This window comes from Pseudomaricurvus sp. ABR4_320, assembly GCF_056159445.1.
Genome location: NZ_JBSWVF010000007.1, coordinates 166,241 through 186,721 on the forward strand (window position 1 = coordinate 166,241; position 20,481 = coordinate 186,721).

20 protein-coding genes are annotated in these 20,481 nt (G+C 50.4%); 16 read left to right on the top strand and 4 right to left on the bottom strand.

What is annotated here, in order from left to right; translation table 11 throughout:
- Positions 1-2 precede the first annotated feature (2 nt).
- On the bottom strand, positions 3-1,052 hold the full coding sequence (locus ACXAFR_RS15890) for an alpha-ketoacid dehydrogenase subunit beta (protein ID WP_475178611.1): 1,050 nt from the start codon (positions 1,050-1,052) through the stop codon (positions 3-5).
- 10 nt (positions 1,053-1,062) lie between these two features.
- Positions 1,063-2,034, bottom strand: a complete 972-nt coding sequence (locus ACXAFR_RS15895; RefSeq protein WP_475178612.1) for a thiamine pyrophosphate-dependent dehydrogenase E1 component subunit alpha — start codon at positions 2,032-2,034, stop codon at positions 1,063-1,065.
- A gap of 468 nt (positions 2,035-2,502) precedes the next feature.
- On the opposite strand from ACXAFR_RS15895, the gene ACXAFR_RS15900 reads away from it, so the two are divergent.
- The 8 genes from ACXAFR_RS15900 to ACXAFR_RS15935 all read left to right on the top strand — a co-directional run bounded on the left by ACXAFR_RS15900 (position 2,503) and on the right by ACXAFR_RS15935 (position 11,234).
- Positions 2,503-3,192 carry a TetR/AcrR family transcriptional regulator gene (locus tag ACXAFR_RS15900; RefSeq protein WP_475178613.1) on the top strand — a complete coding sequence of 230 codons (690 nt, stop codon included), beginning with the start codon at positions 2,503-2,505 and terminating at the stop codon, positions 3,190-3,192.
- A gap of 321 nt (positions 3,193-3,513) precedes the next feature.
- Entirely contained in the window at positions 3,514-5,136 is a 1,623-nt protein-coding gene (locus tag ACXAFR_RS15905; RefSeq protein ID WP_475178614.1) for an AMP-binding protein, read from the top strand.
- A 290-nt stretch (positions 5,137-5,426) separates the two neighbouring features.
- Positions 5,427-6,614 carry an acyl-CoA dehydrogenase family protein gene (locus ACXAFR_RS15910; protein ID WP_475178616.1) on the top strand — a complete coding sequence of 396 codons (1,188 nt, stop codon included), beginning with the start codon at positions 5,427-5,429 and terminating at the stop codon, positions 6,612-6,614.
- A gap of 21 nt (positions 6,615-6,635) precedes the next feature.
- Complete coding sequence (locus ACXAFR_RS15915) at positions 6,636-7,763, top strand: acyl-CoA dehydrogenase family protein (protein WP_475178617.1); 1,128 nt, start codon at positions 6,636-6,638, stop codon at positions 7,761-7,763.
- 31 nt (positions 7,764-7,794) lie between these two features.
- Positions 7,795-8,556, top strand: coding sequence for an SDR family NAD(P)-dependent oxidoreductase (locus tag ACXAFR_RS15920; protein ID WP_475178618.1), 762 nt, complete (start codon positions 7,795-7,797; stop codon positions 8,554-8,556).
- A gap of 64 nt (positions 8,557-8,620) precedes the next feature.
- Positions 8,621-9,391, top strand: a complete 771-nt coding sequence (locus ACXAFR_RS15925) for an SDR family NAD(P)-dependent oxidoreductase (RefSeq protein ID WP_475178620.1) — start codon at positions 8,621-8,623, stop codon at positions 9,389-9,391.
- A 258-nt stretch (positions 9,392-9,649) separates the two neighbouring features.
- Positions 9,650-10,444, top strand: coding sequence for a TetR/AcrR family transcriptional regulator (locus ACXAFR_RS15930; RefSeq protein ID WP_475178621.1), 795 nt, complete (start codon positions 9,650-9,652; stop codon positions 10,442-10,444).
- A 25-nt stretch (positions 10,445-10,469) separates the two neighbouring features.
- Positions 10,470-11,234 carry a LuxR family transcriptional regulator gene (locus tag ACXAFR_RS15935; RefSeq protein ID WP_475178622.1) on the top strand — a complete coding sequence of 255 codons (765 nt, stop codon included), beginning with the start codon at positions 10,470-10,472 and terminating at the stop codon, positions 11,232-11,234.
- Positions 11,235-11,311: 77 nt separating this feature from the next.
- Here the strand turns inward: ACXAFR_RS15935 and ACXAFR_RS15940 are convergent, their stop codons facing one another.
- Positions 11,312-12,328, bottom strand: a complete 1,017-nt coding sequence (locus ACXAFR_RS15940) for an NADP-dependent oxidoreductase (RefSeq protein WP_475178623.1) — start codon at positions 12,326-12,328, stop codon at positions 11,312-11,314.
- 184 nt (positions 12,329-12,512) lie between these two features.
- Between ACXAFR_RS15940 and ACXAFR_RS15945 the strand changes: the two genes are divergently transcribed.
- The 8 genes from ACXAFR_RS15945 (at position 12,513) to ACXAFR_RS15980 (ending at position 18,976) form a co-directional block, all read left to right on the top strand.
- A complete protein-coding gene (locus ACXAFR_RS15945; protein ID WP_475178625.1) occupies positions 12,513-13,310 on the top strand; it encodes an SDR family NAD(P)-dependent oxidoreductase in 798 nt (265 codons plus the stop codon).
- Positions 13,311-13,335: 25 nt separating this feature from the next.
- On the top strand, positions 13,336-14,100 hold the full coding sequence (locus ACXAFR_RS15950; RefSeq protein WP_475178626.1) for an SDR family NAD(P)-dependent oxidoreductase: 765 nt from the start codon (positions 13,336-13,338) through the stop codon (positions 14,098-14,100).
- 78 nt (positions 14,101-14,178) lie between these two features.
- On the top strand, positions 14,179-14,964 hold the full coding sequence (locus tag ACXAFR_RS15955; RefSeq protein ID WP_475178627.1) for an SDR family oxidoreductase: 786 nt from the start codon (positions 14,179-14,181) through the stop codon (positions 14,962-14,964).
- Positions 14,965-15,067: 103 nt separating this feature from the next.
- The gene (locus ACXAFR_RS15960) at positions 15,068-15,829 is read left to right on the top strand and encodes an SDR family NAD(P)-dependent oxidoreductase (protein ID WP_475178629.1); all 762 of its coding nucleotides are present in this window, start codon (positions 15,068-15,070) and stop codon (positions 15,827-15,829) included.
- Between the two features lie 120 nt (positions 15,830-15,949).
- The gene (locus ACXAFR_RS15965) at positions 15,950-16,717 is read left to right on the top strand and encodes an SDR family NAD(P)-dependent oxidoreductase (RefSeq protein ID WP_475178631.1); all 768 of its coding nucleotides are present in this window, start codon (positions 15,950-15,952) and stop codon (positions 16,715-16,717) included.
- A 77-nt stretch (positions 16,718-16,794) separates the two neighbouring features.
- Positions 16,795-17,571 carry an SDR family NAD(P)-dependent oxidoreductase gene (locus ACXAFR_RS15970; RefSeq protein WP_475178632.1) on the top strand — a complete coding sequence of 259 codons (777 nt, stop codon included), beginning with the start codon at positions 16,795-16,797 and terminating at the stop codon, positions 17,569-17,571.
- Positions 17,572-17,631: 60 nt separating this feature from the next.
- The gene (locus ACXAFR_RS15975) at positions 17,632-18,420 is read left to right on the top strand and encodes a glucose 1-dehydrogenase (protein WP_475178634.1); all 789 of its coding nucleotides are present in this window, start codon (positions 17,632-17,634) and stop codon (positions 18,418-18,420) included.
- Between the two features lie 58 nt (positions 18,421-18,478).
- A complete protein-coding gene (locus tag ACXAFR_RS15980) occupies positions 18,479-18,976 on the top strand; it encodes a nuclear transport factor 2 family protein (RefSeq protein WP_475178636.1) in 498 nt (165 codons plus the stop codon).
- Between the two features lie 106 nt (positions 18,977-19,082).
- Here the strand turns inward: ACXAFR_RS15980 and ACXAFR_RS15985 are convergent, their stop codons facing one another.
- On the bottom strand, positions 19,083-20,429 hold the full coding sequence (locus ACXAFR_RS15985; protein WP_475178637.1) for an aromatic ring-hydroxylating oxygenase subunit alpha: 1,347 nt from the start codon (positions 20,427-20,429) through the stop codon (positions 19,083-19,085).
- Positions 20,430-20,481 lie beyond the last annotated feature (52 nt).

Here is a 20,481-nt window from a genome sequence, read left to right on the forward strand (position 1 = left end):
GATCAAGCTCCCAGGACGTCACGCACTGCCGCGATAATTCTCTCGACGCTCGGCACATAAGCGTCTTCCAGTTCAGGCGCAAAGGGGACAGGGGTATGAGGTGCAGTCACTTTACGAATCGGCGCCTGCAAACTGTGGAACCCTTTTTCGGCGACAATACTGGAAATGTCAGCCGCCAAACTGCAACGCTCGTGAGCTTCATCGACGATGACCAAGCGGCCAGTTACTTCGACGGATTCGAGAATCGCTTCATCATCAAGAGGCGATACGGTACGAGGATCTATCACGTCACAGTTGATTCCTTCTTTTGCCAACTGATCGGCGGCGGCGATAGCGCGGGTGACCATATTGGAAATAGCGACTATGGTGACGTCGTTGCCTTGCCGGGGAAATGCTGCCTCACCAAAGGGAATGGTATAAGCGTCATCCGGAACTTCGCACTTGTTGTCGTACATGATCTTGTGTTCAAGGAACAATACCGGGTCATCGTCACGTATAGCCTCGATCATAAGGCCTTTCGCGTCGTAGGCATTGCTGGGCATGATCACTTTAAGACCCGGCATATGGGTGACGACAGGATGCAGCATATTTGAGTGCTGGGCACCAGCGCGCCAGCCTGCACCTACGGTGCCGCGAATCACCATTGGAGTGCGCGCTTTACCGCCAAACATATACCGAAATTTTGCAGCCTGATTAAAGATCTGATCAAAGCAGACGCCAATAAAGTCGAAAAACATTAATTCAACAACGGGGCGCAAGCCGTTGTTAGCGGCACCTGCGGCAGCACCAATAATGGCGGATTCGCTGATGGGGGTATCGATAACACGGCCGCGTCCGAATTCCGGCATTAAGCCTTTGGTGACACCGAAAACGCCGCCATAGGCATCGTCTTGACCATCGCAGCCGGCGCCGCCGGAAACTTCTTCACCCATAACAATCACGTTTGGGTCCCGGCGCATTTCCTGTCTCAGGGCGTCGTTAATGGCTTCGCGATAGGTTTTAATGGAGCTTGTGCCACTGTCTGCGGCAGTCAAAATGGCTTGCTTATTCATGGTTTGTTCCTCAGTAGTTGACGTAGACGTCGGCCAGCAGATCGGTTTGTGGGTTAGGCTTAGGTGCGGCCAAGCCTTCCTCTACGGCCTGCTCAATCAGACTGAGAACTTCAGCGTCTATCGCGTCCATCTGGTCTTCGCTCAACCAATTTTCTGCGACGACCCGAGTGCGAAACTTTTTAAGGCAATCCAGTTCGTTGCGAGCGTTTTTAACTTCGTCTTTGCCTCGATACAACTGCGGATCACCAATAAAGTGTCCGTCGAAGCGCACGGTCACCGCTTCGATGGCGGTGGGGCCGCCGCAGTTGCGAGCACGTTCGATGGCTTCTTCGCAGGCGTCGTACATGGCGAAGAAATCGAGACCATCGACGCAAACAGAGGGCATGCCAAAACTGCCATTTCGATCTGCCAGGCTGTCGCACCCAAGCGCGTACTTGGCACTGGTGCCTTCCCCATAGCCGTTGTTTTCGAACATGAAAATATGGGGGAGCTGTAAAACAACAGCAAAGTTAAGGGCTTCGAGAACTGTGCCTTGGTTGGCGCTACCATCGCCGCTAAACGACAGGGCAATGTCCTTAGTGCCGCGTGTTTTTGCCGCCAAAGCAGCACCATTGCAGAGTGGGGGGCCACCACCGACAATGGCGTTGGCACCGATCATGCCTTTGTCAAAGTCTGCGATGTGCATGGATCCACCTTTGCCTTTACAGAGGCCGGTGGCTCGTCCCATGATTTCTTTCATCATGCCGATGACGTCGCAGCCCTTAGCGATACAATGACCGTGGCCGCGGTGGGTGCTACCGATAATGTCTTTGTCGGTGAGGTTGATGCAGGCGGCGACAGCAACAGCTTCCTGCCCATTGGATGCGTGAACAAATCCGGGAATGTTTCCGGCTTCGAACTCCTTGATGCAGCGTTCCTCGAATTCACGAGTGGTTTTCATGGTTCGATAGGCACGCAACAGGAAGTCTGTCTGATATGGCATTGTTCGCCCCTTGTCTATAGTGATTATTTTTCAGGCTTTGTTGTGCATGAGTCTAAGTGACCCATTAGACAAAAACAATCCTGACGGTTTGATTTATGGTTGTCAAAACGTTTGTCGCTGTCTCGCCCAAAAAGGTGGCATATTGCCTTTAGTCGCTATTGGGGCATACAGGCGCCGGATAGGGTGCAGCGAGCGGTTGTTGCGGCCAGAGTGTAGAGGCAAGGGGTGTCAAAGTGACCCGTCACTTAGGGTAGGCAGGGCGATAAACGCCTGGTCAGGATGTTGCAGTGACTAGAGATTCGCGGTAAACGGGTTTTTGTTTGGTAGGGGGTGTCTACCTGGGTTGACTGCTTTGCCGTAGATTCAGGTGCTAAACTAAAAATGCCTGTTTAATCAATGGGCTGGGCAGCAATCGGTGGTATGATGTCATTTATTCGTAACCAATAGGCATATTGATCGGTATTTTTTATGGCTAAAGCAACGAGCAGGACAAGCAGCGTACGGCGTACGCCCGCTGTCAAGCGAGGTGAGTCAGGATGGCAGGCAGAAAAGAGTGCCATGACGCGCCAAGCAATCATGGAAGCAGCCGTTAAGTGTTTGATTGATCTGGGGTATACCAAGGCGACTACGGCGCTAATTGCCGAGTATGCGAGTGTGTCACGGGGAGCCATGATGCACCATTTTCCATCGCGCATGTCGGTGATTAAGGCGGTGGTTGAGTATCTGCATGATTTACGTCTGCGGGAATACAACGAGTTGATGGTCAATATCGACAATCCCACAGAAAATCTCACCCTGAAAGCGGTACGTAAAAGCGTCGAGGCTGCCTGGAAGTACGTTAACCTGCCGTCCTTTGTTGCCTACCAGGAGCTGCTGTCGGCATCGCGTACCGATCAGGAATTAAATGCCATTATGGAGCCGGTGGAAAAGGACTTTGAAAAACAATTTCTGGAGTCTGTGCGCACCATTTTCCCACACTGGGCGGGCACCGATGCCAAGGTTTTGGAGGCCGCTCACGACATGGTGCAGTTTCTGATGAAAGGCATGGCGTTAAGTCATATGTCCATGCGTCGCAAAGCCCGTTCACAGAACATTATGAATTACCTGTCACTGGTACTGTTCCAAATGTACCAGGATGGACAGCAAGACAAAAAATAGCTTCCATTGAGCTCGGCGTCGTCCGGGTTTCGTTACCGGCGAGGCGTTCCGCCTTGCCGCCTTCAATACTTCACCTCAAAAAATAGGCAGTATACGGTTGATACCTTCCTGGATACTAATAGGAATAAGCCGTCCGCAAACTAATTATAAAACAGGATTGATTGTTTTCATTTGCTGAGTTAACGTATTTCCAGGCTTCGAAATCCGTAAGTCGCGAATAATAAATCGAACAATCGTCACCGGTGCTGGGATCTTCCTTGCGATAGAGCTTCAAGCGGTAGTGCGCAAGCGAATCTCAGGCGGTCGGTGCATGGAGTGCATATGGGCCTATGTCAACAAACCTCTACGTCAGCTTCCGGCTATCGCAACACCACGATGGCCATCCTGGCCGCTCAAAAAGCCCATCAATATCCGGATGAGGTTGCGATCTATCTGGAAGACGGCGAAACCATCACCTATGCCAGTATCTACCGGGAAGCGTTATTGCTGGCTGCCGCTTTGCAGAATATGGGGCTGGTGGCCGGGGATGTGATCAGTTTCCAGCTCCCTAATTGGCGTGAGCCAATCGCTCTGGATATTGCCGCTTCTCTTTTAGGGTTAATTATTAATCCCATTATCCCTATTTATCGGGACAAAGAAGTGACGTTCATCCTTCAAGACACCCAAGCGAAAGTCATACTGATACCCGCTCAATTTCGCGGTTATGATTTTCCCGCCATGATCGAGCGGATACGTCACAAAATCCCTAGTTTGCAACAGGTTGTGGTTGTGGGGGATAGCGAACCACAGTCTGCAGGTTCCATCAGTTACCATGCGCTACTGGATTCGGTTTCCCGTCCTGCCGAGCCGGCGTCTTCCTATGCAGAGGTTAATCCAGACAGCGATAAGATCGTCATGTACACCTCCGGTACTACCGGCAACCCAAAGGCCGTCAGGCACAGTCACAACACTCTGACCCGGGCGTTGGATAATGGCTGTGAGGCGTGGGAAATTGGCGGGGGAGATGTCATGTTGATGCCGTCCCCTGTAACCCACATCACGGGCTTTGCCAATGGTATTGAACTGCCGTTTTATACGAGCGCGAAAGTGGTGTTCATGGAGCAGTGGCAGGTGCAAAGAGCGTTGACGCTCATCAAAAAATTTCAGGTAACCACGTGTATTAGTGCAACACCATTCCTGCAAGAGCTGGTTGAAGCGTGTCAAGCATCGGGTGAAGGCGTGCCGTCCTTGCGGTTATTTGCCTGTGGTGGTGCATCGGTACCACCGAGTTTGATTCATGGTGCTCATAAAACACTCGCCAATTGCCGTGCGTTTCGAGTGTATGGCAGCACAGAGACACCCTTGGTTACCGTGGGTTTTCGACACAAAGACCGTGAAGCCTTGGCGGCGGAAACAGACGGCCAAATTTTTAACTACGACGTTATTATTTGTAACGATGATGGGCAGCAGCTTCCGCAAGGTGAAGACGGAGAAATTCTTGTTAAAGGGCCTGCCATGATGCTGGGCTACGGTAATCAAGAGCAAACCGAGCAATCTCTTTCCAGAGACGGGTATTTCTATACGGGGGATATCGGTCATATCACACCGGAAGGTGCAATCGTCGTTACTGATCGCAAAAAAGACATCATCATACGTGGCGGAGAAAACCTCAGTGCGAGAGAGATAGAGGATACGCTTCACGGCCATCCGTTTTTCAATCAGGTTGCTGTCGTTGCGATGCCGCACGAGCGATTGGGGGAGGGGGTATGTGCCTGTATCGTTCTGGAAGAGTCTCGCTCACTGCCGGATGTCGAGAGTTTGAAAGCCTTTTTGCTGGATACGGGACTTGCCAAGCAAAAGTGGCCCGAGCGCTACGAAATCTACCAGGGTTTTCCCATGACGGCGTCAGGAAAAGTCCGCAAAGACGTCTTGCGCCAGGAGATTAAAGCAAGATATCTGACGTAACGCGTTGCTCCTTAGGAAGCCGATGATGAATGACCTGCGTTGCCACCGCTGGGTTACAAATGATCTAAAAGTGCTTATTTACAGGACGTAAACCTGAGGGGCGGTCAGCGGTCCTTGAACATTTTTGCTTTGCGCTGGCTGCCTCGCTGGCATTATCCAGAGGTTCTTAAGATAAAAAGAAAATAAACGATGGAATAATGGTTGCCAAATAAAAATAAAACAGGCTAGACTGTTTTAACTGGGCGACAAACATAATACATAACAGACCTGATTCTAAAAAGAGCCGCACTATGAGTGACCAACACTTTCGTGAAGATGTTCGAGCCTTTATTGCTGAAAACCTAGCACCAGAATTGAAACGCTCTGGTGAGCTAATGACCAGCGTGTTTGCCGATTTTGATGCGACTATGACCTGGCATAAAATTCTGCACCAACAAGGTTGGGTTGCTCCCGATTGGCCCGAGGAACAGGGAGGCACAGGCTGGACCATCAGCCAGCGTTATATCTTCCAGGAAGAATGCAAACTTGCGAATGCCCCCGCGTTACTGCCGATGGGTCTGCAGATGCTCGGTCCTATGTTGATTCGCTATGGTACACCCGAACAGAAAGCGGAATACCTGCCTAAAATTCTATCCGGTGAAGATGTGTGGTGTCAGGGATATTCAGAGCCCGGAGCAGGTTCGGATCTGGCGTCGTTAAGTACCACGGCGGTACCTGAAGGCGATGATTTTGTTATCAACGGTTCAAAAATATGGACCAGCTACGCTCAGCATTCCAATAAAATATTTTGTCTCGTTAGAACATCAAAAGAAGGTAAGCCCCAGGCCGGTATCAGTTTTATTCTCGTGGATATGAATTCCAAAGGAATAAAAGTGGATCCTATCGTCGGATTAGATGGCCGCGTTGAACAGTGCCAGGTTTTCTTTGATGACGTTCGCGTACCGGCAACCAATCTGGTGGGAGAAATCAATCAGGGCTGGGAGGTCGCAAAATATCTTCTGGAATTTGAACGTGGCGGGCACAATTTTACAATCGATCATAAAAAACAGTTGGCCAAACTGAAAAAGCAAATTAAGGCTCAAAAAAACGCGTATGCCACTGAGTTCTCTGAGGACACAGTATTCATGACAAAGTTAGCCGATGTTGTCGTGGATGCGCTGGCACTTGAGTATACGGAATTACGGATAAAAGGCGCGCTGCTGGCCGGTCAAAATCCGGGTGCACTGTCATCGGTAACAAAAGTGATGGGCACCGAAATCGGCCAAAAATTTAACGAGCTGTCCGTTGAAGCGATGGGAGTGTTTATCGCCCCATTTCAGGACCACGCCCTCACACCAGACTTTGACGGTGAGTTGATTGGCCCTGACTATGGATTAACAACCATGGCGGAATATATCAACAATCGCGCTTCGACAATTTATGGTGGGACCGCGGAAATTCAGCGGGACATCATCGCCAAACACGTTCTCGGGCTCTAAAAAGACATTCGGATAAAGATTATGCATATCGCCTTTACTGACGAGCAAATGATGGTGCGAGATAGCGCCGAGAAGTTTTTAAGAGACAACTACGAGTTTGAAAAACGGCAGTCTGTCGTCAAATCTGGTCGTGGATTTAGTTCTGATATGTGGCAACAGTTCGCTGAGCTTGGTTGGCTCGCCTTACCATTTTCAGAAGAGGTCGGAGGCTTTGGCGGCGGTTCTCTGGAAATCATGCTGCTCAGTGAAGCAATGGGGCGCTATCTCGTGGTTGAACCTTATCTCGAGAGCGTTGTTATGGCGGGTACTTTGCTAGAATTGGGTAGGCGCTCGCCACGGCAAGAAGCTTTGTTGGGGCAACTGATGGAGGGGAGTGCTCAGGTCTCGCTGGCCTATTCAGAGCGCGGTTGCGAATTGCCAACCAGCCAACAGATCACCACAAAGGTCTCTAGAACCGCAGATGGCTTTCAACTCAACGGTACCAAAAGAGTGGTCTACAACGGACCGGCAGCCAACCAATTTATCGTTACCGCAATTGCCGACGACAATCCAGATGAGTTGTTTTTGCTGTTAGTTGCTGAAGATGCAGCGGGCGTTAGGCGCAGTAACTATCCCACCTACGATGATCGTCATGCAAGCGATGTGTCGTTTACGAACGTCGTCGTTGGGGAAGACGCGGTCATTTGTGATTCGAACGATAGTTTGGAGCTTCTTCGAGTCATGACCGCGAGATCCATTGTCGCCCTTGGAGCAGAAGCAATCGGTGCTATGGATGCTCTGGTTGCAGCTACGGTCGATTACACCAAGCAGCGTAAACAATTCGGACAACCCATTTCGAAATTTCAGGTTTTGCGACATCGAATGGCTGATATGTTTATGCAGGTCGAGTTAACACGATCACTGTTGCTGGCTGCCGCGTGGAATTTTGATAACAAGACCGACGACAGTGCCAAGCTGCTCGCTGCATTGAAGGCCAGAATAGGAAAAGCCGGCCGCTACGTCGGTCAGAATGCAATTCAGCTACACGGGGGCATCGGCGTGACCGATGAGCTCAACGTGGGGCATTACTTTAAGCGATTGACGATGATTGAAACTCTATTGGGCAGCCGCGATTATCACCTACAGGCGTTTCAACGCTACTGCGCGTAAGCTGCCAACCTTATAACAACAGGAGAACCCTATGGATCTGCAATTAACAGGTAAGTCGGTATTAGTGACCGGTTCTACCAAAGGTATTGGGCTTGAAATTGCCACGACACTTGCTAAAGAAGGCGCCAATGTCGGCATCTGTGCACGCAATCAAGATGATGTGACGGCAACGGTTGCCAAGCTTGAAGCGCTGGGCGTAAAAGTGTGCGGCGAGGTTGTCGATGTTACCGATAGTGCTTCACTGGAATCGTGGATATCCCATTGTTCCGAAGCGTTTGGCGGCGTTGATGGCTTTGTTTCAAATGTCAGTGCGGGTGGTGCCGACGCAGAAGAATCGGGTTGGCGGAGCAATTTCGAGACGGATTTATTGGCGACCTGGAAAGCGGTTAATGCCGTTGTACCTTATCTGGAAAAATCTTCTTGTGGTTCGATCGTTGCTATTTCATCCACGGCAGCCCTCGAAGCATTTGCCGGCGCAGTGCCCTATGGCGCAATGAAGGCGGCGCTGTTGAATTACACCGGCAATCTGGCGATTGATCTGGCGCCGAAGGGGATTCGTGTCAATGCCGTGAGTCCCGGTCCAGTATTTATTGATGGTGGCGCTTGGGATCAAATTAAGCAGGCCATGCCAGAAGTCTATGACAGTACCGTGGCAGCTATTCCGATGGGGCGGATGGCGACGGCTGCGGAAGTGGCAACGCAGGTCGTATTTTTAATGAGCCCAATTACCGGGTCGACAAGCGGTGCGAACATTGTGATTGACGGTTGTTTTACCAAGCGTATCCAATTCTGACAACAGGGCCGGAGCGATTCGCTCCGGTGCATTCAATACGATAAGAATATAAGGAACCTGTGCAGTGAATAAAAATCGATTTTCTGTGGATGGCAAGGTTATTTTTATCAGCGGGGCGTCCAGTGGTATCGGTGCTCATTTTGCTGAATCTTTGGCTGCGGCTGGTGCGCACGTGGTTTGCGGCGCTCGCCGGGCAGACCGATTACAAGCACTGGTTGATAAAATCGCGAGTGCGGGCGGTAAAAGTGTCGCCGTTGATCTCGATGTTACGGATAGAGCGTCGGTCAAAGCCGCCTTCGAGGCCGCAGAAGAAGTCTTTTCAGTGCCTGAAGTAGTTGTTTGTAACGCAGGCGCGACGGGCGGTCAGCCGTTTCTTGAAATGCCAGAAGAAAACTGGGATCACGTCATGAGTGTCAACATCAAAGGCGTTTGGAACATGGCTCAGGAAGCCGCACAGCGTATGGTTGGCGCGGGTATTAAAGGCAGTATCGTGAGCACCTCTTCAATTTGCGGTGAGCGATCGTTTCCCGGTTTGACACACTACAGTGCGTCCAAGGCTGCAGTAAACATGCTGACGCGCTGCATGGCTCAGGAGCTGGCGCCCCACGGCATTCGTGTTAATGCCATTGCGCCTGGGTATTTTGATACAGAAATGACTGCTGACTACTACGAAACGGAGGCCGGCAAAGCGGACGTTGCCAAATTGCCACTGGCGCGTTTAGGGCAGCTTGAAGAGTTGGATGGGCAGTTGTTTTTATTGGCCAGCGATGCCTCAACGTATATGAGTGGCGGTGTGTACACGGTTGATGCGGGACACTCGATTCGATTGGGCTGACGGCAGTGGACGTTGCAATGAATACACTGTACATCAAGCAGGCCATAAATCGATCTATGCAGTCTCGATGAATCTCGCTTGCTTCATAGGGTTTGCCAGACCGCAGTGTATTCATGAATGTCAAAGGATTAATATTTAAAGCATCCTCGAAGCTCGCGCAGAAGGCGTCGGCAGGCGAACTTGCCAGAGGTTGCTAGGCCTGATTTAAAAAAGCAGTCTGTGGGTGTCGGTTGCGGCAAAAATGCTGATAGGATGACTATGTCAGAATCATGGCAGGCGGAGAAGAGTGCGATTACCCGCAAGAGTATTCTCAGCGCCGCAATTGACTGTATTGTACGCTGGGGTTATTCCCGTACGACGACCAGTTTGATTGCCAACCATGCAAAGGTTTCCAGGGGCGCTATGATGCACCATTTCCCCTGTCGAGCGAGCCTGATAGAAGCGACCATAGCGCTCATCCAGGATAGGCGGTTGGCCGAGTATCGAGAGCTTATGGCGAATGTCGATCTCGCAAGGGCTGACATCAATCGGTCGACGATTGAGGCCTCGATACAAGCAGCGTGGCAATATGTGCAGATGCCATCCGCCATCGCGCTTCAGGAGGTCGTCCTGGCATCGCGAACAGACGCCAGCTTACAGCAGGCATTGGTGCCTTTAGTGGACGTGTATGAATCACAGTTTTCCGCCTTGATGCGCAAGGTTTTTCCCCACTGGCGGAATACTGATATTCTGGAAACCGCGAACGATCTTGTACAGTTTGTGCTCACGGGTATGGTCACGCGATTTGCACAACCGAATTGCAGCATACGAGAGCAGCCGATCCTTGCCTACCTAGCGGATAGTGTAGAGTTACTTTATCAGCAGGCGAAATGGCCGGAGCAGGATGGGAATTTCTCCCCTCTGCAAGCAATCTCTAATATTGAGGAGGTAAATCAAAGCAACAATAAACTAAACACACGATGTGGCAGTACCCTTTATGCCAACGATACAGCAGCAGAATATCAGAATGAATTGGCCCCGGTTGGGGAGTCTCATTCTGAGCAAAGACTATAACAATGTAATCTGCAGGTAACCGATGATGACAACATCCATCTTGAATAACTTTAAAGACTCTCTCGCAGGAAACTCTCTGGCCGAATCTGGAGAAATCCTCGCTCAGGTTGCGGCGCAGCTGGGCTGGTCCCGCGTCGCCTTTAATGCCGATACCACCTCCACTGAGCTCGCTCAGGACGAAAACGGAGATTATCTCGCTGAGACCATGGGCTGGTCGGCAGAATCTCTGGAGGAGTGGGAAGAGCGCCGTATGGCACTGTCCTGCCCGGTGGCGCAAGTCTGTCGATCACGTTCAGCCCCATTCTTCTGGGACACCACAGGTGTCAGCACGTGGTTTCGCGATGTTATGCCGGCTCGTGAACGCAAGACATTGCAATACCTTCGTTCGTTTACGTCTGCCGGAGTTACCGTGCCGATTCATCGTGCAGGTGGCAGGACAGGTTATATTACCTGGATGTCTGACAGTGAAGCCGGTGCAAGGCATTTCTACCAGCGCGATGGCGATCTTTTGTTGTTGATGTCACATCACTTTTTTCAGCGCTACGAGGAGTTGGCGGCAAAACCTCGCTATCTACCACCACAAGATCAAGCGCCGCGCCTCACCGTCAGGGAGCTGGAATGTTTAACTTGGGCTGGCAGGGGAAAAACGGAAGAAGAGATTGCGCTGATTATTGGCCGGTCAAAAAATACCTGTCGCTTTCATTTGCGTAATGCGACGGCGAAACTGGATGCTTCCAACCGCACGCACGCGGTGGCGAAAGCCTGCAGTTTGCGGATGATTTCTGTGTAGTAATCCGGTATCCGGACAGACGCTCTCTACGTACTGCAGAGAGCGTGAAACGATTGCTACCTTAACAAGGTCGAGTATTAAGCGTCCAATAGGACCAAGCTTTTGCCCATATTTTTACCGGCGAGCATATCGCAAAATGCTTGACCGGTGCTTTCAATACCATGACTGCGATTGATGGGGCTGGTTAGCTTCCCTTCGGCGATCCAGGTGGCAAGCTCGGCAGAAGCCTGCTCGTATTCATCGACATAGTCTGAAAACATAAAGCCTTCAGCACGTGCTCGTTTGGTAATGAGTTCCCACATATTTTTAATACCAGGCGTATCATCTGTCTCATACTGAGATATGGCACCGCACAAAACGATTCTGGCGTTCAGAGCCAGGTGTGACATAACCGTGTCGAGCATGGATCCACCAACGTTATCAAAATAGATGTCGACTCCCTCGGGGGCAATCGCTTGGATTTGCTCCGAAAGGCTGGGTTGTTGGCGGTAGTTGATGACGTGGTCATACCCCATTTGAGTTGTTAGCCAGTCACACTTTTCTGTTGAGCTGCTGATACCGATGGTTGTGCAGCCAAATACTTTACCCAACTGGCCAACCAAGCTGCCGACGCCTCCAGCGGCAGCGCTGACCAAGAGCACATCACCGGCCTTTGGCTGACCGATGCGCCGTAAACCAAAGTAGGCTGTCATTCCAGAGGGCCCCAATGCCGACAGATAGTGCTCTGGTGGAACGTCTGCACTGGTATCAATTTTTGTCATCAAGTCAGAGCCATCCGCAATGCTGTGACTTTCCCACGCGGTGCGACCGACAACACAGGTACCTGCTGGGTAGTTGGGATTATTTGATTCAACGACATCGCCGAGAATAATACTTTGTACGGCGCTGCCCAATGGCATTTCTGTAAGGTAGTTGTCTGACGCTCCAGCATTCATCCACTGACGAAAACCCGCATCAAGGGATAGGATTTTATTTTTAATTAAAAATTGATTTTGCTTGAGTGGTGGTAGTTCAACGGATTTTAGCGCGAAATCCGAAGGGTTCATTGGACCTTGTGGGCGCTTTGCAAGAACGACCTGTTGGGCTTTTATCATAGTAATTCCCTGTGGTGCTGGTGAATTGTCAGCAGTGATTTACTACTGACTCAGAGCCTTATAAACATCGAGGGAGAAAGAAGCCACTTGCTATTATGCAGTGCTTCCTTCAGACTCAAACAGACACGATTGTTTTATAAAAATAACGGCGAGAAACATCGCACAATTCAAACCGAGGTGTCAAATGGGTCGTTTAAAAGGCAAGGTGGCTTCCGTTCTTGGCGCTGCCGGTGAAGACAACATGGGCCAAGTGATCGCGCGTCGTTTCGCGGCTGAAGGTGCTACCGTTGTTGTTTCCGGGCGCAATGAATCCTCTCTCAAAAAAATCGCCAGCGAAATTGGTGGCGATTACATTCTCTGCGACATCACCCGCAAGTCTGATATTTCACAGATGGTGGATGGCATTGTCGACAAATACGGTCGTATTGATATCGCGCTAAATGCAACGGGCTGGGGATTGCTGGTTCCGCTGACGGAACACAGCGAAGACGATCTTGATAAAATCATCAACCTTCAATTTAAAGGGCCATTTCTTTGGTCGCAAGCATTGGTCAATGCCATGTCTCGTCACGGCGGTGGTTCCATCATTCAAATTTCGTCTGCAACCGCAACCATCATGCTCGATAACCACGCGTCATATATGGGCACCAAAGCAGGGTTTGATCATGTCATCCGTACGATTGCCAACGAGTATGGGGAGCAGGGGATTCGAGCGAACAGTATTTCTCCGGGGTTGACTCAATCGCCAATGACACAAGATGCCATGCAAAGTGCTGCGCTCGTTGAAGAGTTTCGTCAGTGCTATCCCCTGGGGAGAATCGGAACCAGTGATGACATTGCCGCTGCGGCGGTGTTTTTAGCAAGTGATGAGTGCTTCATGACCGGTGAGAATCTTCAAGTGAATGGTGGGCTTTGTCTGCGCCGCAACCCCCGTGCCCATGAAATGACTGATGCGATACGCAGAGCCGGTGAGATTTCCTAAAAAAAGTAGCGGTTGAGATAACACAATGCGCCTGATGAACAAAGTTGTCGTCATCACTGGAGGCTGTGGTGAACTCGGGTTGGCCGCAGTTGAGCGTTTTTTGCAAGAAGGCGCATACGTCGTCTGCGGAGATCTTAAAAAGCCAGAAAACTGCGCAATATTGGATGACTCCCATTGGCGAGATCGCTTGGTCTATGTGCCGGTGGACGTCACATCGGAAACATCGGTCAATGAATTGGTCCGCGTGACGCTCGCGAAGTTTGGTTCGATCGATATTCTTCTGGCCAACGCCGGTATTGAAGGCCCGATGGGACCAATGGTCAAAATACCGGTTGCTGATTTAAAACAGGTACTGGCCGTTAATGTTGTCGGTGTTTGGAATTGCCTGAGTGCCGTGATATCTGTGATGACCTCCGCAGGTCGCGGAAGTATTGTCATAACCTCGTCGGTGGCAGGCTTACGGGGAGCCGCGGGAATGGTCCCTTACAATACCAGTAAGCATGCGGTTTTAGGCATGATGAAGTCGGCGGCGTTGGAGTGCAGTCGCCACAATATTCGGGTCAATGCCGTGGCTCCAGGCCCTATTGAGTCACGAATGATGAGTGCTATTGGTGAAGGTTTGGCTCCGGGAAGAAGCGACTTTTATCGCAGTCGGGTTGCGGATCAAACGCCGATGAGACGCTATGGAAAAGCGGCCGAAGTCGCCGAAGCGATGCTGTATTTAGCGTCTGATGATAGCAGTTTTTGTACTGGCCATGTGTTGACTGTCGACGGCGGTGCACTGATTTAAGTCCAGTCGACTTTGATTCGTGGCGTTTTCTGACACGAGTCAAACGCGATAAATAATGATAAAAATCGGGAGAAGAAAATGGCAGGTTTAAACAACAAAGTTGCCGTGGTAACCGGCGGCGCCGACGGCATCGGCGCGGGTATTGTTGCCCGTTTTGCTCGTGAAGGGGCTCGAGTTTTTATTGCGGATATCAACACAGAAAAAGGTCAGGCTCTGGCCGAAACTCTGGGAGAATCCGTGTCATTTTTACGTCTAAATGTCACATCAGAGGAGCAGTGGCAACAGGCAATCGCAGAGGTCGAGGAGTGCGCCGGCCCCCTTGATATCCTGGTGCAGTCTGCTGGCATGTCTAGACCGGCGAGTATTGAAGATGCGTCACTCGAAGACTGGCGTGAGCATATGAAGGTTCACGGCGAAGGTGCCTTCTTAGGGTGCCAGGCGGCGATTGCCAGCATGAAGAAAGCCAGTGGTGGTAGCATCGTTAATATCTCATCGGTAGAGAGTATACGCCCAGGGCCATTATTTACCTGTTATGGTGCAGCCAAAGCGGCGCAAGACGCAGTGACCAAAACCGTTGCGCTTCATTGCGGTGAAATGGGGTACCAGATTCGCTGTAACTCTCTTCATCCTGCGGCCACCTATACACCTTTGTTACAACAATATCTTGATAGCGCGGAAGATCCCGCCGCGCTGGAAAAAGTATATGCCGGCATGCAGCCCTTGAATCGTATCGCCACGGTGGATGAAGTTGCGAATGCGGTGTTTTTTCTGGCCACTGACGAATCCAGTTTTATGACAGGCCATCAAATGTATGTGGATGGCGGCGTTTTAGCAAAACCCTATCCATCAGGGCAGGGCGCCTGATCGTCTTTTCTGGCATCTTGTCGGCGTAGATTCTCGTCGGTGTAGGTTCTGGTCGGTGAGCGACGAACCGATTACGTGAAAATAACGATAATGAGGAACGGTTATGGCTCGTTTAGCAAATAAAGTGGCATTAATTACAGGGGCAGCATCGAATCCTGGACTGGGACGCTCTATTGCGCTGCGGTTTGCTTCCGAAGGAGCCCGCTTGGTGTTATCGGATATTGATACCCAGGGCTTAGAAGCTTGCGCTGCAGAAGTGGCAGAGCTTGGAGCAACGGTGGTTACTCTGCGGCAGGATGTTGGTGTTGAAGCCGATTGGCAAGCGGCGGTGGACCTGTGTCGTTCGGAATACGGGCAGTTGGACATTTTGGTGAACAATGCCGGTATCGCGATTCTGCGCACCATCGATGATATGACCTTGTCCGAGTATGAGCGGCAAATGCACATCAATATGACCAGTGTCTTTCTGGGAACAAAATACGCATTGCCATTGTTGCGTGAAGGCGGTGGCGGCTCGATTATCAATATGTCGTCTGTTGCAGGGCTTGTTGGCATTCCCGGCGCAGGCGCTTACGCGGCGAGCAAAGCCGGCGTACGTTTGTTCACGAAAACGACGGCGATGGAAAATGCGCGCTCAAATATCCGCTGCAATTCTGTTCATCCCGGAGTTATTTGGACCAATATTCAGCAAGAAGCCATCAAGTATAATCCGGAACAATACGACATATTAAATGAGTCTATTCCTTTGGGAAGAATGGGCAAGCCCGAAGAAGTCGCATCCTGCGTGCTATTTCTTGCCTCCGAGGATTCCAGCTATGTAACGGGTGCAGAATTGGTTGTTGATGGTGGCTTGGTCGTCCCCTAGTCGGCTTCGAATTATTTTTCTTTTTCGTAACAAGGTCGTTTGGGCATCGTAAAAACGGATGATTTTGGGTTCTGGTAAAAGGTGTCCGTTTACTAAATTCATTAATTTGGAATTGTCGCTATGGGTAGATTACAGGATAAGGTTGTCGTCATTCTGGGAGCTTCAGAAGAGAAGAGTATGGGGGCGGCCACCGCACGACGGTTTGCAAAAGAGGGCGCCAAGTTGGTCCTTGCTGCACGTCGTGAAGATAAACTGAAGGCAATTGCTGAAGAAACCGGTGGTATTGCGGTCGGTTGTGATATCACCTCTGAGGAAGACCTGGAGCGCCTAGCGCAGGTCGCCATTGAGAATTTCGGTAAGCTCGATGCGGCGATTAACTATGCCGGAATGAATGCGGCAGGTGCTATTGCAGATATGACCAAAGCAGATCTGCAGCAGATTTGTGATGTACATTTTGTCGGGACGGCGCTGTTTTTTAAACAGATGGGTAAGGTGATGACCGACGGTGGTGCGATGATGACCACGTCGACATTGACGGGCTTGGTCGCTCCAGAAGGACTAGCGGCCTACGCAGGAACAAAGCGTGGCGTCGACCAAATGGTGCGCATTGCCGCGGTGGAATATGGGGCGCGAGGTATTCGTGTAAATTCGATTGCGCCGGGGTTTACGCGTTCAGCGATGACAGAAGATTATTTTCAATACGATTCGGTCATTAACGCCTTTTTAAAAGAGATTCCCCTCGGTCGTTTGGTGACGGTGGACGATATTGCGAACGCAGCGCTTTGGTTGGCTTCTGACGAAGCCTTTATTACTGGACAGGTGATCGATATCACTGGTGGTCAGTCATTGCGGCGTACGCCCACTAACGACGAGATGATGGGGGCCTAGGCCTGCGGTTCAGTTTAACGTTGAAGCTGTCGTGGTTGTGAATTGACCAAGCGATTGTTTTTTGGAAAAAAGCGGTTATGGGCGAAACGGTTTCTGGAAAATTGCGGGGTAAAACGGCATTGGTTACCGGCGCCGCCTCAGGTTTGGGGTATGCCATCGCCTGCCGTTTTATGAAAGAAGGGGCTAAGGTCCTATGCACAGATATTGAGGCACCAGATGTTGATCTTTACCGAGGGATTCGTGATTCTGATCCAGTGATCACTGCCAAGCTGGATGTGTCTGAGCTGTCAGATTGGTCATCCATGGCGGAATTGGTTGATGAAACTTTCGGTCAACTGGATATCCTCGTTAACAATGCAGGGATAACCCTGATGGGAGATATCGAAGAGATTTCGTTGGAGGCTTGGAAAAAAACTCTGGATGTAGATGTAACCGGCCCTTTTCTGGGGTGTCGCGCCATGTTGCCTTTTATGAAGGTAAACGGTGGCGCGATCATCAATATAGCCTCTGTGTCTTCCTTCAAGCCTCAAGCCGAGCTGGTTGCCTATAACGCGGCAAAGGCGGGTGTAGTTATGATGACGAAGTCTATTGCTCTGCATTGTGCCAAACGCGGGTATAAGATTCGTGCGAACACCATACACCCAGGTGTTATACGTACTGCCATGCTAGAGAAAGTCATCGCTCAGGTCGATGAGGGTGAAGCCTTAATGCAAAGTTACAAAGATATGCGTCCACTGGGGCGAATTGGCGAGCCGGAGGAGATTGCCGCCATGGCGACCTATCTCGCGTCTGATGAGGCAAGTTTTATAACGGGGAGTGAGTTCACGGTGGACGGTGGGTTTGGCATAAATTGATGATGCGTGTCGAACCAAACTCGGACGTTTTATAACAGTAGAATAAGGGTGAAATATACCATGGAACAGAGATTTCAAAGCAAGGTTATTTTGATAACTGGAGCAGGTGCAGGTCTTGGCCGTGCAGTGGCGGTGCGGCTGGCTCAAGAGGGGGCGTCGTTGGCCCTCAGTGATGTCAGCATGAGTAGTCTGGAGCAAACCTTAACCGAAATCAGAGCCTGTGCACCGCAAGCAAAATGCAGTCTGATCGTCGCGAACGTGGCTAAAGAAGACAATGTTAAACACTTTGTCGATACCGCTGTTACGGAATTTGGACGTATTGATGGCCTCTACAATAACGCTGGTGTCGAAGGTAAGCAGAACCCCGTAGCTGACTATGGGTCTGAAGAATTTGACCGAGTGATCGACATTAATTTGAAAGGTGTTTTTTACGGTTTGAAGCACACCTTACCCTATTTAAAACAGCAGGGCTCGGGCTCTATTGTGAATGTATCCTCAGTCGGGGGGATCCGAGCTGTGCCTAATCAGGTCGGTTACGGTGCGAGCAAGCATGCTGTCGCCGGTATGACCAAAGATGCTGCCATTGAATATGGGCAGTTTGGTGTCAGCATCAATGCAGTAGCGCCAGGCGCTGTTATGACTGACATGGTGAAGGGTTCTTTGAAGCAAATTGGTGGCGAAGATGGTTGGGAGGAAGTGGGACGTCAATTCGTCAGTGTAAACCCCACGCGGCGCTTCGGACGCCCTGAAGAGGTTGCCTCGTTAGTATGCTATTTACTGTCGCAAGAAGCGCCCTTTATAAACGGTGCCATTATTCCTATTGATGGTGGTCAGTCTCAAGCTTATTGATAGGAGCGGTTACTACCATTCGACAATAACGATAAGAGACAATATTGGAGGTAGAGATATGCCGAATAGGCCATCACCATCGGACGAATTTCTCGCCCGTCAAACCATTGAATACCTGAGGCGTCATTATGCACGGGCGACGGATCTGATCGGAAAAAATACCGAAGAGAGTATCCATCTTGGTCGGGACATTTATCGGCAGATTTTTACCGACGATGCCAGAATTGCGGCAACGGAAAATGGTAAAACGGTATTTTCAGTCGTAGGTCCGGATGCCTGGGTTGACGTGGCCGCACAGGCGCTATCGGTATTCACGCATACCCAGCATTTGATCGGCACTCAGATTGTTTCAGGCCTCCAACTGCCCGACAGCTCCGGCAGCGGTGGCCATGCGCACATGACCAGTTATCTTCAGGCTTGGCATGACGCGCCTGGTCGAGTATTGGATATTTTTATTGGCACTTATCACGACAGCGTCCGTTTTAGTGAAGAGTGTGGATGGCAGATATACGATATGTCTTTGGAAAAAGTTTCCGGACGTGTGGTAGAGCTGTAAATCACCGACACGCGCCTGTGCCCGTTATCGTCACAACACCGCCAGTTGAGCTTCCCAAAAAAATCTATATTCTTCGGTACGTCCTTGTGCCGAAGGCGTTTGTTTGTCAATCCTTAGACATATAATCGTTCAGAACCTCGTGGAATCTTTGAACGCGTCTTTCCTGGTGCGTTAGATAGTAATTCTGAAAACCTGCTGAAGCGAGACCTTGCTGTTGCATTTTAGCGATGCTTAAATCTTCATCGGCAGTGCGTCCCAGGCTTTTTTCGCCGTACATAATGACATCATGCTCCGCATCCTCTACCGGCAAATCCGGACCTCCGGCTGGGGAGGGCGTTGTGTCTTGGCCGTCGATTTTCTGAACCATCCACCAATGGTCAAACAGACAACGGCCGGGATCTCCGGAAGGGTGGGGACGAGGACGCAGTAATTGCACGCCGTCTGGGCCGACAGTGATCACCGAGTTTGGAAAGATGTTGTAGATCACGTAATCCGTGAATTGATAGTTCGCATAGTCTTTGTAATGGTTAAAGCCCTTGGATTCACCGAGCTCCCTTTTAGCATCCTGAATGGCTTTTCGAATAAGGGGGCGCTTGCTGTCACCCTCGTAGTCGTCGGGATCCAGATCCCACATTTTCATAATCGCCGCCAGGTGGTCTCCGATTTTATCCTCTTTGTGAAGTACCGAAGGGTTGTGTGACGGAAACCAGCCGCGATTGTGCCCTTCTGGTAAAAGGTCGAACTGGCAAGCTTTATAATTCGCTTCAATATAGGGTATGAGTCCTGGGTGCAGTACTTGAACATGATAGGCTTCATTAAAGTTATCTGTAATGATTTTCCAATTACAGGGACTGTCTGCTGTCATGTTCAGTACGCGCAGCATTTTTTCTATTTGATAGGAATTCAATTCCTGAACAATATCTGGACCGAGAAATTCTTCTAGCGAGATACAATTCTCGTCCATATTAATCCAGACAAGACCAAATTTAATTTCGCAGTGAATTTCTTTGAGGTGTGTTTTGCCACAAGGGCTTCCCTGGGGAAAATCTTCTTCATTGGGTACGTGAATGGTCTCGCCGAAGGCATTGAATTGCCAACCGTGGTAGGGGCATGAAAATTTCTCGGCGAATCCTTCTTCCGCTTCTGTAATCCGGGTTCCACGGTGGGGGCAGCTGTTATAAAACGCCCGCACTTCGCCGTCGTCGCCGCACACGCAAATAATGGATTCGTGGGCGAGATCAACGGTAATGTAGTCTCCGGGTTCTTGTACGTGATACGCCATTCCTGCCAAGTTCCAGGTACGCATCCAGACCTTACGCCATTCCTTGCGGGCGTACTCATTGTCGATATAACGATCTGCGGTTACTGCGTCGCCGCGCAGCTCAGGATCTGGGTGCTTTATTGGGTGGTCGAGGTTTCTATCGAGGACAGATTCGGGAATCGCTTGATTCATTTTGAAACTCCTGTCGGTTCCTTTGGTTGTCTATTATTTTTAGGGTTTCTAC